This window comes from Methylobacterium segetis (assembly GCF_004348265.1).
Classification (GTDB): domain Bacteria; phylum Pseudomonadota; class Alphaproteobacteria; order Rhizobiales; family Beijerinckiaceae; genus Methylobacterium; species Methylobacterium segetis.
In genome coordinates this window covers 31,309-47,658 of sequence record NZ_SMNT01000039.1, presented here as the reverse complement: position 1 = coordinate 47,658, position 16,350 = coordinate 31,309, and the positions used below count along the sequence as shown (strand labels likewise).

Here is a 16,350-nt window from a genome sequence, read left to right as displayed (position 1 = left end):
TCCTCGTGGTCGGACCGAATTTCGGCTGCGGCTCCTCCCGCGAGCACGCGGTCTGGGGGCTCCTGCAGCTCGGCATCCGCGCGCTCGTCGGCACCACCTTCGCCGGCATCTTCGCGGACAACGCCGCCAATAACGGGCTCCTCCTCGTCGGTCTCGACCCGGAGCGGGTCGAGACCCTGGCGGCTCTCGCCGCCGAGCCCGGATGCAACCGCTTCACGATCGATCTGCCGGAGCAGACCATCCTGGCCGGCGACGGGGTGCGCATCGGGTTCGAGATCCCCGCCTCGCGCAAGGACGCCCTCGTCCGCGGCCTCGACGCGATCGGGACGACGCTCGACCACGCGGCCGCGATCCGCGCCTTCGAGAGGCGCTACCACGCCGACCGTCCCTGGCTCGCGCGGTGAGGAGCCGGACATGAAGGCGGACCCCTTCCTCGCCGGATTCGAGCTTCGCGACATCGACGCGGACGGGGTGCGGATCCGCGCCAGCATCGGCGGCGCGGGGCCGCCCCTGCTGCTGCTTCACGGCCACCCGCAGACGCATGCCACCTGGCACGCGGTCGCGCCCGTGCTCGCCGAGCGCTTCGGCGTCGTCGCAATGGATCTGCGCGGCTACGGCGATTCCGAGAAGCCACCGGGCGGCGAGCGCCATGCCGGTTACGCCAAGCGCGCCATGGCGCGCGACGCGCTCGCCGTCATGCGGGCGCTCGGACACGAGCGCTTCGCGGTGATCGGCCACGACCGCGGCGGGCGCGTCGCCCACCGCCTCGCCCTCGACCATCCGGACGCCGTCGCGCGGCTCGCCGTGCTCGACATCGCTCCGACGGCGACGATGTACGCGCGCACCGACAAGGCGTTCGCGACCGCCTATTTCTGGTGGTTCTTCCTGATCCAGCCCGAGCCTCTGCCGGAACGGCTGATCGGCGCGGATCCGGAATACTTCCTGCGCACCCATGCCGAGGGTCAGTCGAAGACCCCTGGCGTGCCGAGCCCGGACCTGTTCGCCGAGTACCTGCGCGTCTACCGCGATCCGGCGACGCGCCACGCCATCTGCGAGGATTACCGGGCCGCCGCGACGATCGACCTGGAGCACGATGCCGCCGATGCGGACAGGCGCATCGCGGTGCCGCTGCTGGCGCTCTGGGGCGCGAAGGGCACGGTCGGGCGCAGCTACGACGTCCTCGCGACCTGGCGCGAGAAGGCGCTCGACGTGCGCGGCCACGCCCTCGATTGCGGCCACACCCTGCAGGAGGAGCGGCCCGACCTCGTCCTCGCCGCCCTCGCCGAATTTCTGACTTGAGGGGAAGCCTGCGGCTCCGGCGGCGCATCGCGCGCTCGAGATCCGTGTCATCGTGTGCGGTTCACCGGCGGCTGGGATTTCCCTGCCCCGCCTCGTGCTCTATGCGTCCTCCGCCATGGGATCGCCTCCGACACCCCCGCTCACGGATCGCCAATTCGCCCGCATCGCCCGCGCCCTCGCCGAGCCGCGGCGCTACGAGATCCTGAAGCAGCTCGGCCTCAACGGCGGCCTGTGCCCGTGCAGCAGCCTGAACGAGACCCAGAACGTGAGCCCGGCGACCCTCTCGCACCACGTCAAGGAACTCGAGACCGCCGGCCTGATCGAGATCCGGCGCGAGGGCAAGTTCGCCAATCTCGTGCTGCAGCGTGATATCCTCGGCGCCTATCTGGCGCGCCTGTCGGAGATCTGAGCGCCTGCGGCCGGGTGCCGCTCCGCACAGGCAACAATTCGATGATCATCTAAATATCGAATGGAGGGGCGGCAGGAGACGGGTCATGGCGAGATTGCAAGGCAAGGTAGCGGTCGTCACCGGCGCTTCGAAGGGCATCGGCGCGGGGATCGCGAAGGCGCTGGCGGCCGAAGGGGCCGCAACCGTGGTGAATTACGCTTCGAGCGCGGAGGGTGCGGAGCGCGTCGTCCGCGAGATCGAGGAGGCGGGCGGTCGGGCGGTCGCGATCCGTGCCGATGTCGGGCAGGCCGGGGAGGTCGAGCACCTGTTCGCGGAGACGAAGCGCCTCCTGGGCCCCGTCGACGTCCTCGTGAACAATGCCGGCGTCTATCGCTTCGCCACGATCGACGAATTCAGCGAGGCGGAATACCGGCGGCAGTTCGACACGAACGTGCTGGGGCTCCTGCTCGCCACCCAGCAGGCGATCAGGCAGTTCGGCCCCGAGGGCGGCAGCGTGATCAATATCGGCTCCGCAGCGACCGAGCTCGCGCCGCCGTCGACGGCCATCTACACCGCCACGAAGGCGGCGGTCGCCTCGATCACGCAGGTCCTCTCGAAGGAGCTCGGACCGCGCCGGATCCGCGTGAACACGATCGCGCCCGGCGTCGTCGTGACGGAGGGCGTCCACACGCTGGGGCTGATCGGCTCGGACATGGAGCGCGACATGGTGGCGAGGACGCCGCTCGGGCGGACGGGCCAGCCGGAGGACATCGCCCCGCTCGCGGTCTTCCTCGCCTCCCCCGAATCGCGCTGGATCACCGGTGAGGTCATCGTGGCGTCCGGCGGTCTCCGGTAGGCGCTCGGCGGATCCATCAAGAGTTCCGAGGACGCCTCGACGTCGACGGATCGAGCGCGGGTTCTCTGTCTCCCGAGCCGATCTGCCGGCATCGACGCCGAGATCCGGAAGGACGACCGGGCCGCGTCAGGCGGCCCTGGCGCGGCCCTGCGGGGCCTGCTCCGTCGCGCCGCCGGACAGGTCGATCATCTGCAGGTGTGACGGCGCGGGTAGCGGGCCGGCCTCAGGCTCCGCCGTCTCGCTGCGGGCATGCGCGAAGAGGGCCGCACCGACCTCCGCCCCGGCGGCCTTGACCAGCGCCGCCTCCCCACAGGTGGCGGCGAGGCGCACGCCGAGCTGGTGCAGGCGCTCGCGCTCCACGCAGTAGGCGGCGATCCGGGCGCGGCCGTATTCCGGCATGTGAGCGACGAGGCGGGCGAAGTCGCTCGCGCTGGCGCGGTAGAGCGCCGCGATCAGCTCGACCGGGATCGGGTCGCGCGCGAGGGCTGTGGCTGTAGGTCGGAGCGGTGTGGACGGCATCGTGATCCGAATCCCCTGCAGATGCGCCAGGATCGGTTCACGATGGTTAACGAAGCGTTGCCGGGCGAGCGGCGGAGGATCGCGGGACCGCGGCCGTGATCAACCATTCGTTTCCGGCCTGCGGCTAGCAAGGAGGTGCCGCGCCGGAACCGCATCCGGCAGATCCGGCGCCGACCCCGTTTCCGAAGGATCACGCGTCCATGCGAACCGTTGTCTATGCCGATGGGGGCTGCGACCCCAATCCCGGGCCGGGTGGATGGGGTGTCGTGATCGCGGCACCCGAGGGTGCGGTGGAACTCTGCGGCGGCGAGCCGGGCACCACCAACAACCGGATGGAGCTGACGGCGGCCATCCGGGCGCTGGAGCAGTTTCCGGAGGGTGCGCCGATCGAGATGCGCTGCGACAGCCAGTACGTGGTCAAGTCCGTGACCGAGTGGATGCGCGGCTGGAAGGCGAAGGGCTGGCGCACGACCACCGGCGAGGTCAAGAACGTCGACCTGATGAAGCGCCTCGACGAATTGGCGAATCGCCGCGACGTGCGCTGGACCTGGGTACGGGGCCATGCCGGCGATCCGCTCAACGAGCGTGCGGACCGCCTGGCCACGCAGGGGCGGCGCGAGGCGCGCGGGCTGCCGCGGCAACCCGCACCGGTCCCGCCGCCCGTGCCGGCCGCCATGGAGGCGGTGGGCCGAACGGCACCGGTACAGATCGACCTCGCCCTCGGGCTCGCGGTGGCCCGTGCGGCCAAGCGGGCCGGCACCACGCCCTCGGCCTTCGTCGAGGAAGCGGTGAGGCTCGTGCTCGCACTCGGCCCCGAGGAAGCCGGACGCCTGCAGGCGCAGCTCACGTCCCGGCCGACCCGGGTGGCGTGAGCGGGCCGGCCCGCGGGCGGAGGATCCGCTAGCGGGCCGGCACCCGTCCGTCCGGGGTGTACCGGTCGACCGCCTGCGGCAGATCCCGCGAGAGGCGCGCGAGCAGATCGTCCCGCGACAGCCCGGTCCGCTGCGTGAGCGTGGCCAGAACGTCGGGGCCGATCGCCGTCTCGAGTTGCTGCGGGCTGATTTCCTGGTTCGGGCCGGTATTCACCCAGGATTGCGCCGCGGCGCCATGCCCGGCCTGCTGGAAGCGCTCCAGCATCTCGCCGAGGCCGCTGTGCAGGAAGCCGCCCGCGCCGCTGCCGCCGGAGGTGCCCGCGAGGCTGCCCAGGAGCCCGCCCAAGCCGCTGGCCAGGCCGCCGCCCGGACCCCCGCCCAGGCTTCCGCCCAAGCCGGCCCCCGAGCCGCCCTGATGTCCCGCCGGTCCGGCAGGCGCGGGGTCGCCCTGCGGGCGGCCGCCGAGAAACTCGGCGATCTTGTCCCTGTTCTGGTAGCCGGCGAGGGCCAGGAGGCCCAACAGGGCCGTCATCGATGGATATCCGTCACTCATCTTCAACCTCCGGTCGTTGAGCGAGCCCGATCCAGGCGCCGATCGGGCGGGGAGGATATCACAGGGTCGCCCGTTCCTCCCGCTCGCGGACCCGTTCGAGGGTGAGAGGCAGGGTGATCGTGAAGCGCGTTCCGGTTCCGGTCCCGCTCGCGAGCTCGATCCGTCCCTGCAGCTTCGAGACGACGAGGTTGAAGACGATGTGCAGGCCGAGGCCCGTGCTGCCCTGGTCCCGCCGGGTCGTGAAGAAGGGCTCGAAGACCTTCTGCAACTGGTCCGCCGGGATGCCGACGCCGTCGTCGCGGAAGACGAGGCGCAGGCCGCCCTCCTCCGTCCGCGAGACCGACAGGTCGAGATGGCCGGCATGGCCTTCGGGGAAACCGTGGATCACGGCATTGAGGGCGAGGTTGCTGATCACCTGCGCGAGCGCGCCCGGGTAGGAATCGAGGATCACCGCATCCTCGCAGGCGATGCGCAACGCGTGACCCTTGCGGCGCAGCAGGGGCCCGAGGGTGCTCATCAGCTCATGGAGCCAGGGACGCAGCTCGAACGAGCGCCGCTCCTCGTTGGCCTGATCGACCGCCACCTGCTTGAAGCTGGTCACCAGATCGGCCGCGCGCGTGAGGTTCGCGAACAGGAGCCCCATCCCTTCCCGGAGCCGCGCGATGGCCTGCGTGAGGTCCGACCGGCGAACCTGGCCCGACTCGACGGTCGCCACGAGCCGCCTCAGGTCCCCCTCGACGGCCGTCGAGGTAGTGAGCGCGAGGCCGAGCGGCGTGTTGATCTCGTGGGCGACGCCGGCCACGAGCTGCCCGAGCGAGGCGAGCTTCTCGGCCTGGACGAGATGGGCCTGGGCATCCCGCAACTCGGCGAGCGCCCTCTCGGAACGCTCCATCTCGCGCCGCAGGGCGCGCTCCGTCTGGAACTGGCGCCTTGCCCGGACTTCACGCGCGCCCACCGCGTAGAGCGAGAGCGCGTAGGCCATGCCGATCTCGAAATTGTTCACGAAGCGCATGCCGGCCCGCTCGTGGACGGCGAAGGACTCGCAGAGCGCGAAGCAGGTCCAGGTCAGGACGCAGAAGGCGGCGAGTGAGGTCAGGCGGAGCGGCAGCAGGGTCGAGACGAACAGGATGACGATGATCATGCCTGCGGCCGCATGGTCGAAGCCGGGTTCGAGCCGGAGGTAGATCAGGCTGAGCACGCAGCCCGGCACAGCGCAGTAGGCGAGGTAGATCGGCTCCGCCCAGGATTGCGCGGGCCGCGATCCGAGGGCAGCCGTGAGCGGCAGCAGCACGAACCCGGCGACCGCGAGCCGGATCGCGAGGGTTGTGGTCCAGACGGCGGGATCGAGGATCCAATCCCAGACGGAGAAGGCGCAGTAAACGAAGGCGCCGAGCAGCATCGCGGCCCGCGTGCGGCCGAGATCGTCGAGCGTGAAATGCCGGACGAAATCGCGCTCGTCGGCGGGCTGCTCGAAGCGCAGGCCGAGCTTGATCAGGAGGGGATGCATGAGGCGGGCGCCACGCGCGTCACGGGCGCGCAGCCGGCAAGTGCCGTGACCGCCCCACCGCCCGCGATCGAAGCGAGGCGGCCGGTCGACGGATTAGCGCGGAAGGCAGGGATCGGGTGGAGCGGGTGAAGGGAATCGAACCCTCGTATTCAGCTTGGAAGGCTGCTGCTCTACCATTGAGCTACACCCGCGCGAGGGGCCGATTAGCACGGCCGTCGGCCCTTGAGAAGGCGCCGGTTCCTCGATCGCGATCCGTGAAGATGCTTGGTGGGGGAAGTAGGACTCGAACCTACGAAGCTTACGCAGCGGATTTACAGTCCGCCCCCTTTGCCGCTCGGGACATTCCCCCAAACTGCCGGCCCTCAAGGCCGCGTGCGGCCCTTATGATGAGGGGCAAAGCGGGTGTCAACCGGCTTGCCTGCCCCTCATCCGCACGGCGCGAGATCGCAGATTCGCACCTGTGCCCGCTCGGCGCCGCGCCAGCGGTCGCAGGCGAGGGTGCCGGCCACGTGGAACTCCCGGCCGATGCCGTTGAGGAGGGCTTGGCCGATCGGCCCCTGCGCGGCCCGGAAGGAGATGGCGCCGATCGCCTGCCCGTCGCGGCTGCGCAGGCGCGCCCGCACGTGCCCGTTGCCGACGAGGCCGGCATCGACCACCCGGTGGCGCGGCAGGGCGAAGACGGGTTCCGGGGAGCCCGAGCCGAAGGGCCCCGCCCGCCCGATCAGCCGCACGGTCTCCGCCGTGGCGCCGCCCGCGCTCAGCGTGCCGTCGAGGAGGAGGGCCTCCGCCGCGCGCGCCGTCTTCACGGTCGTGCCGAGCGTCTCGGCGAGATGCGCCTGGAACCGGGCGAGATCGCTGCCCGCGATGGTGGCGCCCGCCGCCATGGCGTGGCCGCCCCCCTTTCGCGCGAGCCCCGCCTCCACGCCGAGGCGCACGGCCTGCCCGAGATCGACGCCGAGAATCGAGCGGCCGGAGCCGACCGCGCTTCCGTCCGGGCGCAGCGCGAAGGCGAAGGCGGGCCGGCCGAAGCGTTCCTTGAGGCGGGCCGCGATCAGGCCGACCACACCCGGATGCCAGTCGGGCGAGCCCGCGACGAGCACGGGCCGGTCCGGATCGAGGCCGAGCGCCCGGTCCATCTCGGCTTCCGCTGCCGCGACAGCCTCCGCCTCGATCACCTGCCGCTCGCGATTCAGCCGGTCGAGCTCGGCCGCGATGCGGGCCGCCTCGGCCGGATCCTGCGTCGAGAGGAGCTTCGCCCCGAGGGAGGCGTCGCCGATCCGGCCGCCGGCATTGATGCGCGGGCCGATCAGGTAGCCGAGATGCCACGCCTCCGGCGCCTCGGCGAGGGAGGCCGCATCGAACAGGGCGGCGAGACCCCGCCGCCCGCGGGCCCGCATCACGGTGAGGCCCTGCACCACGAAGGCGCGGTTGAGGCCGACGAGCGGCACCACGTCGGCCACGGTCGCGAGCGCCACGAGGTCGAGGGCGTCCGGCAGGCTTGGCTCCGCGCGATCCCGGAAGAAGCCCTCCCGGCGCAGGGTGCGGTTGAGGGCCACCAGCGTAAGGAACACGATGCCCGCCGCGCAGAGATGGCCGAGGCCGGAAAGGTCGTCGAGGCGGTTCGGGTTCACGATGGCGCGGGCCGGCGGCAGGGTCTCGGCGGCGGCGTGATGGTCGAGGACGACGACGTCGAGGCCGATCTCCCGCGCCACCTCGAGGGGGGCGTGGCCGCTCGTGCCGCAATCGACCGTGACGAGGAGGCTCGCGCCCTCGGCCGCGAGCGCGCGCACCGCCTCGGCGTTGGGCCCGTAGCCCTCGGTGATCCGGTCGGGGATGTGGATGCGGGTCGGTACGCCGAGGACGCGCAGGTAATCGGCGAGCAGGGCCGTGCTCGCGGCCCCGTCGACGTCGTAATCGCCGAAGATCGCCACCGTCTCGGCCCGGCGCACGGCGTGGGCGAGCCGCGCGGCGGCGGCCTCCATGTCGAGGAGGCAGTCGGGATCGGGCATCAGGTCGCGCAGGCGGGGCTGCAGGTAGCCCTGCGCCTCGGCCGGCCGCACGCCGCGGCCCGCGAGCACGCGGGCGAGCAGATCCGGCAGGCCGTGGACCTGGGTCATGGTCAGCGCGTGATGCTCGGTGGCCTGGGCGGCACAGCGCTCCCGCCAGCACCGTCCGAGGAGGGAGGCAGTCACATCGAGGAGAGCGCGTGGATCGGGCATGGCTGTGGCGGACACGGGGTCATCATAGCCGCAACCGCGGCCGGGCGCTGCCGCCCGAAAGCGACAGGCTCCCCCGCATGAGACAGGGGGTCTATCCCGCCGGGTCCGCGTCGATGCGCACGCGCAGGATCGCGTAGGGCGGCTTCTGCAGATCCGCGCCGCCATTGTATTCCGGGCGCCGGTTCACCTGCGCGGCCGAGACGTAGAGCCAGCGGTCCGGCGTGATCCAGAACGTGTCGGCCCAGATCAGGCGCTCGTCCGAGGCGATCACCTCGATCCGCCCGTCCGGATGGCGGCGGGCGACCGCGTTCTGCTCCTGCAGGGTGAGATAGACGCGGTCCTCGGCATCGGTGGTGAGCCCGCCCGTCATGCCCTTCTCGCCGAGATCCTCGACCCCGGCCGCCACCTCGGCGTCGGTGGCGTCCGGATCGAGGAGCGAGGCCGCATCCACCGCGTAGAGGCGGCGCCCGATCAGGGGGGCGTAGTAGAGCCGCCGCCCGTCTGGGCTCAGCGCGATGCCGTTGGCGCCGCCCTGCACGGGCTTCTCCGGGCCGCCCTCCGGGCGCAGCATCACGGGCTGGTGCTCGACGAACTTGACGAGGTTCTTCTGGGATCGGGTGCTGGCATGGCCCTGGAGCCGCCGCACGACGCGCCCGGATCTCAGGTCGACGGCGAGGATCGCGCCCTCCTCCCCCTGACCCTGATCGGTGATGTAGGCCGCAGCCCGTCCCTCGCGGATGTCGACCCGGAGGTCGTTGAGGGAGGAGGACGGGGTGATCCCCGATTCGAGCGGCACGATCCGGCGGATCCGGTTCTCGGCAAGATCCACCTGGACGAGCTTCGCGCCCCCCGGCACGGGCGGCCCCTTGCCCTCGGGCAGGCCGGCATCGAGGAGCCAGAGCGTGTCGTCGCGGTCGAACACGCCGTTCGGCACGTGCAGCAGGCTCGTCTGCGGGTTCGTCGGGTCCGGCCGGTTCGCGGGCTCGCTCGGATAGGGCAGGACCGAGCCGTCCCGCGCGACCTCGCCCACCGTGATCGGCACCTTGGCGTCGAAGCGCGGCATCATCACGAAGACCCGGCCCGAGCGGGAGATCGCGAGGCCGGTCGGGGTCGACGGGGCGTGCGCGAGGAGCGCGAGTTCCATCGCCCCCGCGCTCCGGCTCGTGGCGGCCTGCGTGCCGCCCGCCGGGGCGGCCTCCGCAGGGCGGGCGAGGCCGAGGGCGGCGGCAGCGGTCAGGCCGTGCGCGATCACGTCGCGGCGGGCAAGGGCCATGGTACGTCCTCTCGTGGTCTCAGCCGGCGCGGCGCGCGCCGGCCGCCGTCAGGTCGATGGCGTGGATGGAGGAGCCGGCCGCGACGAACAGGCGGCGCCCGTCCGGTCCGCCGAAGGCGAGGTTCGCGGCGGCGCGCGGCGTCGCGATGCGGCCGAGCCAGGTGCCGTCCGGGTCGAAGACGCGCACGCCGTCCTCGCAGGCCGCATAGAGCCGGCCCTGCGCGTCGACCGCGAGGCCGTCCGGCGCGCCGGTCTCCACTTCGGCGAAGGGCCGCTTCGGCCCGAGCCGATGGCCGCGCCCGACCGGAAAGGCGAGGATGGTGCGCGCGCCCTCGGGCTGCAGCGCAGCGCCCGCATCGCTGAGATAGAGGGTCCGCCCGTCCGGCGCGAAGGCGAGGCCGTTCGGCTGGTCGGCGGCGTCGGTCATCGCCTCGACGCGGCCGGGCTCCGCCACCCGGTAGACCCGGCGCGCCCTCTGCGCCGGCTCCGCCATCACGCCCTCGTCGGGCAGGCGGATGCCGAAGACGGGATCGGTGAACCAGATCGCGCCGTCCGGCCCCAGCACCGCGTCGTTCGGGGCATTGAGCGGCCGCCCCGCGAAGCTGTCGGCGAGCACGGTGAGCTCTCCGTCCGGCTCCCGGCGCACGACCCGCCGCCCCCGATGTTCGCAGGTGACGAGACGGCCCTCGCGGTCCAGGGTGTTGCCGTTGGCGTTGTTCGACGGGTCGCGGAACGGCCGCGCCCGGCCGTCGTCACCGAGGATGCAGATCCGGTTCGCCTTCACGTCGCTGAAGACGAGGCCGCCGAGATGCGGGGCCGGGCAGAGCCCCTCGCACCAGCGCCCGCCCGCGTAGACGGTCTCGAGCCGGGCCGTGGGATCGACGACGGACGCGAAGCGCGCGTCGAGGACGCGCACCACCGGGGCCGCCCGAGCCGGGCGGGGAAGCGCCAGGGTCAGGATCCCGGCAGCGAGGAGATCCCGTCGTCTGAGAGCGGTCATCAGGCTCCTGCGGTGGTCGGGCGAGGTGCCACGCCAACGCGAGCCGATCCGCGATGATCCGTCCGGTGCCGGACCCGGAACGGAAACGGGGCGGACGCTCGCGCGCCCGCCCCGCCCGGTTCCGTGCCCGAAGGGCTGCCGTCAGAGGTTCTTGAGGATCGAGTCGACGACCTTCTTGGCGTCGCCGAACAGCATCATGGTGTTGTCGCGGAAGAAGACCTCGTTCTCGACGCCCGCGTAGCCCGAGCCCATGCCGCGCTTGATGAAGAGCACGGTCTTGGCCCGCTCCACGTCGAGGATCGGCATGCCGTAGATCGGCGAGGTCTTGTCGGTCTTGGCGGCCGGGTTGGTGACGTCGTTGGCGCCGATCACGAAGGCCACATCCGCCTGCGGGAATTCGCCGTTGATGTCCTCCAGTTCGAACACCTCGTCGTAGGGCACGTTCGCCTCGGCGAGCAGCACGTTCATGTGGCCCGGCATGCGGCCCGCCACCGGATGGATGGCGTACTTCACGTCGACGCCCTCCTTCTTGAGGAGGTCTGCCATCTCGCGGAGCGAGTGCTGGGCCTGCGCCACCGCCATGCCGTAGCCGGGCACGATGATCACGCGCTCGGCGTTCTTCATGATGTAGGCGGCGTCGTCCGCCGAGCCCTGCTTGACGGGGCGGGTCTCGACCTGCCCGCTGCCGGCCACGGCGGAGTCGCCGCCGAAGCCGCCCAGGATGACCGAGAAGAACGATCGGTTCATCGCGTGGCACATGATGTAGGACAGGATCGCGCCCGACGAGCCCACGAGCGAGCCCGTGATGATGAGCGCGAGGTTGCCGAGCGTGAAGCCGATGCCGGCGGCCGCCCAGCCCGAGTAGGAGTTCAGCATCGAGACGACGACGGGCATGTCGGCGCCGCCGATCGGGATGATGAGCAGGCCGCCGAGCACCAGCGACAGGATCACGATCAGCCAGAACACCACCTTGCTGCCGCTGCCGATGAACACGGCGAGCAGCGCGACGAGGGCGATGGCGAGCGCGATGTTGATCGCGTGCCGCTGGGGCAGGATGATCGGCTTGCCCGACATCCGGCCGTCGAGCTTGGCGAAGGCGATCACCGAACCCGTGAAGGTGATGGCGCCGATGGCGACGCCGAGGCCCATCTCGAAGAGGGATTGGCCGTGGATGTGGCCCCCCTCGACGATGCCGAAGGCCTGCGGCGCGTAGAGGGCGCCGGCCGCGACGAAGACCGCCGCGAGGCCAACCAGCGAGTGGAAGGCGGCGACGAGCTGCGGCATCGCCGTCATCGGCACGCGCTTGGCGATCACCGCTCCCGCGCCGCCGCCGATGGCGAGGCCGAGGAGCACGAGGATCCAGGCGCTGAAGCCCGCGGGCGGATGGCCCACCAGCGTGGTGAGAATGGCGAGCCCCATGCCGACCATGCCGTACAGGTTGCCCTGCCGGGAGGTGGTCGGGTGCGAGAGCCCCCGCAGCGCCATGATGAACAGGACGCCGGAGACGATGTAGAGAAGGGATGAGACGTTCTCGGACATCGCCTCAGGCCTTCTTCTTGTACATGCCGAGCATGCGCTGTGTGACGAGGAACCCGCCGAAGATGTTCACGCTGGCGAGGATAATGGCGATGAAGCCGAAGAAGCGGGCCCAGCCGGTTCCGTGCTCGACGAGCGGCACGCCGGCGGCGAGGATCGCGCCGACGATGATGACGGACGAGATCGCGTTGGTCACCGACATCAGCGGCGTGTGCAGTGCCGGGGTCACGGACCAGACCACGTAGTAGCCCACGAAGATCGCGAGCACGAAGATGGCGAGGCGGAACACGGTGGGGTCCACCGCGCCGTGCGTCATGGCGGCGGCGCCGTGGCCGAGGCCGTCGGCGATGGAGGCGGCCTGGTCGGCAGCGCGGCGGGCGGCTTCGGCGGCGGCGCGCGCCGTGTCCGCGAGCACGCGGGTCTGATCGACCGCCTGGTCGGGGGGAAGGGTTGCCATCGGGAGTGTCTCCGGCGGGATCAGGCTGCTTTGGGCTGGAACGAGGCGTGCACAACCTCGCCGTCGCGGGTGAGGTTCGTCGCCTTGACGAGCTCGTCGTCCCACTTGATCGCGAGCGCCTTCGTCTCCTTGTCGATCAGCGTCTCGAGGAAGGCGTAGAGATTGCGCGCGTAGAGGGCCGACGCGGTCGCGGCGAGCCGCCCCGCCACGTTGGTGTGGCCGACGATCTTCACGCCCTTGTCGGTCGTGACGATCTCGCCCGCCTTCGCGCCCGCGACGTTGCCGCCGCGCTCGACCGCGAGGTCGACGAGGACCGAGCCCGGCTTCATCGAGGCGACCATCTCCTCGGAGACGAGCTTCGGCGCCGGGCGGCCCGGGATCAGGGCCGTCGTGATCACGATGTCCTGCTTGGCGATGTGGCCCTTGACCAGCTCCGCCTGCTTCTTCTGGTATTCGGCCGACATCTCCTTAGCGTAGCCGCCCGCGGTCTCGGCCTGCTTGAACTCGTCGTCCTCGACCGCCACGAACTTGGCGCCGAGGGACTCGACCTGCTCCTTGGTGGCGGGCCGCACGTCGGTGGCCGTCACGACGGCGCCGAGGCGGCGAGCGGTGGCGATGGCCTGGAGGCCCGCCACGCCGACGCCCATGATGAAGACGCGGGCGGCCGGGACGGTGCCCGCGGCCGTCATCATCATCGGCATGGAGCGGCCGTACTCGGCGGCGCCGTCGACCACCGCGCGGTAGCCGGCCAGGTTCGCCTGGGAGGAGAGGACGTCCATCACCTGCGCGCGGGTGATGCGTGGCATCAGCTCCATCGCGAAGGCGGAAACGCCCGCATCGGCGATCGCCTTCAGCTCGGCTTCACGGCCGTAGGGATCCATGATGGCGACGACGGCGGCGCCCTTCTTGAAGAGCGGAAGCTCCTCGGCGGCTGGGCGGCGCACCTTGAGGACGAGATCGGCGTCCCGCGCGGTCTCCTCGGCGGAGGGCGCAACGGTGGCGCCGGCCGCCTCGTACTCGCCGTCCGGAACACCGGCCTTCAGGCCGGCGCCCGACTGGACGACCACATCGGCGCCGAGGCCGATGAATTTCTTGACCGTCTCGGGCACCGCCGCGACCCGCGTTTCCGCGGGATCCGCCTCCGACAGCACAGCGATGCGCATTCAGGAATTCCCCTTCGATTGACCGCCTCCCCTTCTGCGATTCGGCGCAGCAAGACGAGGCGGGTGGCCCGGTTAGTCTGATGAAAATGCGAACAATGTAACTGTCGGCCGTCCGACACCGAGCCTGGATTCAGGCGAAGGCGAGGTACAAGGCAAGCAACAGGCCGATCGCCGCCGGCGCCTTCCAGCCGATCCCCGGCGCAAGCGCGCCGACGGCGCCGGCCACGCTCGACAGGACCACGCCGAGGATCGCGGTGAGCCACGCCTCGCGGATGCCGCCCACGGCCAGTGCCAGGACCCAGCAGATCACCACGCCGGTGGCGATCTCGACGAAACGTACGAATCCCCGATACGTCTGCTCGTGCGTCTTCTCGTCCATCGCCGGGCTGTACCGGACCCCGGACAAAGTCTTCGTATCGGCCATCGTGCGCTCGTCCCCTTGACGTGGTCTTGCTTGGTCCCGAGCGGATTTAACGCAAGGTCTAACGCGTCGCAATCGGCATGCGCCGCTGCCCCATCCCTGCGGCGCAGTTTCTGGTATACCAGAGAAATTGTCCAGTCCGTTCCGCGCGTTCCGCCCTGAAAAAGCGCGCCGGCGGCACGGCTGGGGGCCGAGCCTAATCCGGCTTCGGAAGGCCCGCGGCCGCGAGCGCCTCGCCCTGCCGCGCGGCCAGGGCGTCGAGGGAGAAGTGCTCGATCTCCGCCTCGAACAACTGGTGATAGTTCAGTTCCGAGCGCAGATGCAGGAACACGGCGCCGAGGCCGACCGCGGCGCGGTCCATGAACACGAATTCCTGGGGAACCGTCACCGGCCCGCGCTCCTTGAGCGCCTGATGCACCTCGAAGGCCTGCCGGCGCCCGTACTCGCCGGGCTTGACCCCGTCCGCGACGGTGCGGGTGCGATCCTCCAGCAGCGGCCCGTAGATGAAGCGGGCCCAGATGTTGAGGATCTCGATCAACTCACGATTGAGGTTTTTGAAGCCCCAGACCTCGTAGGCGTGGACGATGCGCGCCTCGTCCTGCGTCAGCAGCCCCCGGTAGAGATCGACCACGCCGCCGACGAAACGGGGATGGAAGATGCGCACGCAGCCATAGTCGAGCAGGTTGATGCCCTGGGCCTCGCCGCCCTCGGAGAAGACGGTGTAATTGCCGAGATGAGGGTCGCCGTGGATCACGGCGGCGCGGCTGAACGGGTGCCACCACGCCTTGAACATCGCCTGGGCGATGCGGTTGCGGATCTCGACCGGGCTGTCCGCGAAGCCGAGGATCTTGTCGCCGTCGAGCCAGCCGAGGGTGAGGAGACGGCGGGTCGAGAGGTCGGGATGAACGTCGGGCACGCGCACGGCGTCGATGTCCCGCAGGACGCCGCCGTAGAGGGCGGCGTGCTTGGCCTCGCGGGCGTAGTCGAGCTCCTCGCGCACGCGGGCGCCGATCTCCTTGGCGATCTCGCGGGTATCGAGCCAGGAATTCATGCGCCGGTGCAGGGCGAAGGCGACCTCGAGCTGCTTCAGGTCGGCCTCAACCGCGGATTGCATGTCCGGATACTGGAGCTTGCAGGCGAGCCGAGTCCCCTCCTTCGAGACGGCCCGGTGGACCTGTCCCAGCGAGGCCGCGGCCGAGGGCTTCAGGTCGAAGCTGCCGAACCGGGACTGCCAGTCGGCCCCGAGCTCCGCCATCATGCGCCGCTTGACGAAGGCGGCGCCCATCGGCGGCGCGTCGGCCTGCAGCTTCTGCAGCTCGGCCGCGTATTCGGGCGGCAGCAGATCCGGCACGGTGGCCAGGAGCTGCGCCACCTTCATGATCGGGCCCTTCAGGCCGCCGAGGGCCTGCGCGAGAGCGGCGGCGTTGGTCGTGCCCTCCTTGCCGAACAGGCGCGCGCCCGCCATCCGCGCGGCGACGCCGCCCACATTGGCCCCGACGCGGGCGTAGCGGCTCGCGCGGGCGGAGAAGCGGTTGGCTTCGCGGTCGATCTCGGCCATCGGGTTCTTCTGACGGGTCTTCGGGGATCAGACCCGGAGATAAGCCGAACCCGTCTCGCTGCCAGGGCGGTGGGGCGGCGCGCCGCGCCCTCCCCCCTCCGCGGCCCGCCTCAGGCCGCCGGCCAGTTGTCGCGGATCCAGCGGGTGAGGCCGGTCTCGTCGACCTCGCCGGCGGCGAGGCCGAGGATCATCACAACGGCTTCCGCCTCGTCCGCGACGAAATCGATCTCGTTCAGCCCGAGGAAGGTGACGAGCGCGAGCAGGGCTGCACGCTTATTGCCGTCGACGAACGGATGATTTTTGGCGAGGCCGAAGGCGTAGGCCGCGGCGAGCTCAGCCAAGTCGGCTTCCCCGTAGGCGGCGCGATTGACCGGACGGCCAAGCGCCGATTCGAGGGCGCCCAGGTCGCGCAGACCGGGCGGGCCACCGAAGAGCTTGAGCTGATGCGCGTGAATCGCCTGGACGAGGTCGCTCGTCAGCCAGACGATCTCGCTCATTTGGCAAGTTCGGACAGGGCGTTCCGGTACGTCTTCATCGCCTTTTCAGCGATCCGCATGCCTTTCTCGAAAGCCGGATCGTAAGGCGACAGCCGAACGGAGCCGTCCGCATTCTCCGTGACATAGAGCCAGTCGCCCTGAGCCAAGTTCAGCGTGCCCAGCAACTCGCGCGGCAGGATCAGGCCGGTCGAGTTGCCGATCTTCTTCACTTCCAGTTTCATCGGCGCACCCG

18 protein-coding genes and 2 tRNA genes are annotated in these 16,350 nt (G+C 70.9%); 5 read left to right on the top strand and 15 right to left on the bottom strand.

Annotated elements, in window-relative coordinates:
* The 4 genes from E1J50_RS12140 to E1J50_RS12125 all read left to right on the top strand — a co-directional run.
* Positions 1–404: 3-isopropylmalate dehydratase small subunit (locus E1J50_RS12140; protein ID WP_132253901.1), on the top strand; the 404-nt coding region annotated here is incomplete at its 5' end.
* A 10-nt stretch (positions 405–414) separates the two neighbouring features.
* Positions 415–1,299: an alpha/beta fold hydrolase gene (locus E1J50_RS12135; protein ID WP_132253899.1), complete on the top strand. Its 885-nt coding sequence runs from the start codon at positions 415–417 to the stop codon at positions 1,297–1,299.
* A 115-nt stretch (positions 1,300–1,414) separates the two neighbouring features.
* A complete protein-coding gene (locus E1J50_RS12130) occupies positions 1,415–1,708 on the top strand; it encodes an ArsR/SmtB family transcription factor (protein WP_132253897.1) in 294 nt (97 codons plus the stop codon).
* An 85-nt stretch (positions 1,709–1,793) separates the two neighbouring features.
* Complete coding sequence (locus E1J50_RS12125) at positions 1,794–2,543, top strand: SDR family NAD(P)-dependent oxidoreductase (RefSeq protein ID WP_132253895.1); 750 nt, start codon at positions 1,794–1,796, stop codon at positions 2,541–2,543.
* A 126-nt stretch (positions 2,544–2,669) separates the two neighbouring features.
* Here E1J50_RS12125 and E1J50_RS12120 read toward each other — a convergent pair whose 3' ends face one another.
* Positions 2,670–3,062: a hypothetical protein gene (locus E1J50_RS12120; protein WP_245516546.1), complete on the bottom strand. Its 393-nt coding sequence runs from the start codon at positions 3,060–3,062 to the stop codon at positions 2,670–2,672.
* A gap of 200 nt (positions 3,063–3,262) precedes the next feature.
* On the opposite strand from E1J50_RS12120, the gene rnhA reads away from it, so the two are divergent.
* The gene (gene rnhA, locus E1J50_RS12115) at positions 3,263–3,934 is read left to right on the top strand and encodes a ribonuclease HI (RefSeq protein WP_132253892.1); all 672 of its coding nucleotides are present in this window, start codon (positions 3,263–3,265) and stop codon (positions 3,932–3,934) included.
* Between the two features lie 28 nt (positions 3,935–3,962).
* Here rnhA and E1J50_RS12110 read toward each other — a convergent pair whose 3' ends face one another.
* The 14 genes from E1J50_RS12110 to E1J50_RS12045 all read right to left on the bottom strand — a co-directional run bounded on the left by E1J50_RS12110 (position 3,963) and on the right by E1J50_RS12045 (position 16,339).
* Positions 3,963–4,487, bottom strand: coding sequence for a YidB family protein (locus E1J50_RS12110; protein WP_132253890.1), 525 nt, complete (start codon positions 4,485–4,487; stop codon positions 3,963–3,965).
* A 58-nt stretch (positions 4,488–4,545) separates the two neighbouring features.
* Positions 4,546–5,994: a sensor histidine kinase gene (locus E1J50_RS12105; protein WP_132253887.1), complete on the bottom strand. Its 1,449-nt coding sequence runs from the start codon at positions 5,992–5,994 to the stop codon at positions 4,546–4,548.
* A 117-nt stretch (positions 5,995–6,111) separates the two neighbouring features.
* Positions 6,112–6,185, bottom strand: a tRNA-Gly gene (locus tag E1J50_RS12100).
* Between the two features lie 74 nt (positions 6,186–6,259).
* A tRNA-Tyr gene (locus E1J50_RS12095) sits at positions 6,260–6,343 on the bottom strand.
* A gap of 76 nt (positions 6,344–6,419) precedes the next feature.
* Entirely contained in the window at positions 6,420–8,213 is a 1,794-nt protein-coding gene (gene recJ, locus E1J50_RS12090; protein ID WP_132253906.1) for a single-stranded-DNA-specific exonuclease RecJ, read from the bottom strand.
* A 91-nt stretch (positions 8,214–8,304) separates the two neighbouring features.
* On the bottom strand, positions 8,305–9,486 hold the full coding sequence (locus E1J50_RS12085) for an SMP-30/gluconolactonase/LRE family protein (protein WP_132253885.1): 1,182 nt from the start codon (positions 9,484–9,486) through the stop codon (positions 8,305–8,307).
* Between the two features lie 19 nt (positions 9,487–9,505).
* Positions 9,506–10,486 carry an SMP-30/gluconolactonase/LRE family protein gene (locus E1J50_RS12080; protein ID WP_132253882.1) on the bottom strand — a complete coding sequence of 327 codons (981 nt, stop codon included), beginning with the start codon at positions 10,484–10,486 and terminating at the stop codon, positions 9,506–9,508.
* A 141-nt stretch (positions 10,487–10,627) separates the two neighbouring features.
* Entirely contained in the window at positions 10,628–12,025 is a 1,398-nt protein-coding gene (locus E1J50_RS12075) for an NAD(P)(+) transhydrogenase (Re/Si-specific) subunit beta (protein WP_132253881.1), read from the bottom strand.
* 4 nt (positions 12,026–12,029) lie between these two features.
* Positions 12,030–12,479 (bottom strand): proton-translocating transhydrogenase family protein, encoded by a 450-nt coding sequence (locus E1J50_RS12070; protein ID WP_132253878.1) that lies wholly within the window; start codon positions 12,477–12,479, stop codon positions 12,030–12,032.
* Between the two features lie 20 nt (positions 12,480–12,499).
* Positions 12,500–13,642 (bottom strand): Re/Si-specific NAD(P)(+) transhydrogenase subunit alpha, encoded by a 1,143-nt coding sequence (locus E1J50_RS12065; RefSeq protein WP_132253876.1) that lies wholly within the window; start codon positions 13,640–13,642, stop codon positions 12,500–12,502.
* A 130-nt stretch (positions 13,643–13,772) separates the two neighbouring features.
* Positions 13,773–14,066, bottom strand: a complete 294-nt coding sequence (locus tag E1J50_RS12060; RefSeq protein ID WP_132253874.1) for an aa3-type cytochrome c oxidase subunit IV — start codon at positions 14,064–14,066, stop codon at positions 13,773–13,775.
* A gap of 193 nt (positions 14,067–14,259) precedes the next feature.
* A complete protein-coding gene (locus E1J50_RS12055; RefSeq protein WP_132253871.1) occupies positions 14,260–15,621 on the bottom strand; it encodes an ABC1 kinase family protein in 1,362 nt (453 codons plus the stop codon).
* A gap of 110 nt (positions 15,622–15,731) precedes the next feature.
* Positions 15,732–16,118, bottom strand: coding sequence for a type II toxin-antitoxin system death-on-curing family toxin (locus tag E1J50_RS12050; protein WP_132253869.1), 387 nt, complete (start codon positions 16,116–16,118; stop codon positions 15,732–15,734).
* Positions 16,115–16,339 (bottom strand): AbrB/MazE/SpoVT family DNA-binding domain-containing protein, encoded by a 225-nt coding sequence (locus tag E1J50_RS12045; protein ID WP_132253867.1) that lies wholly within the window; start codon positions 16,337–16,339, stop codon positions 16,115–16,117. Before E1J50_RS12045 ends, E1J50_RS12050 begins: the two co-directional genes overlap by 4 nt.
* Positions 16,340–16,350 lie beyond the last annotated feature (11 nt).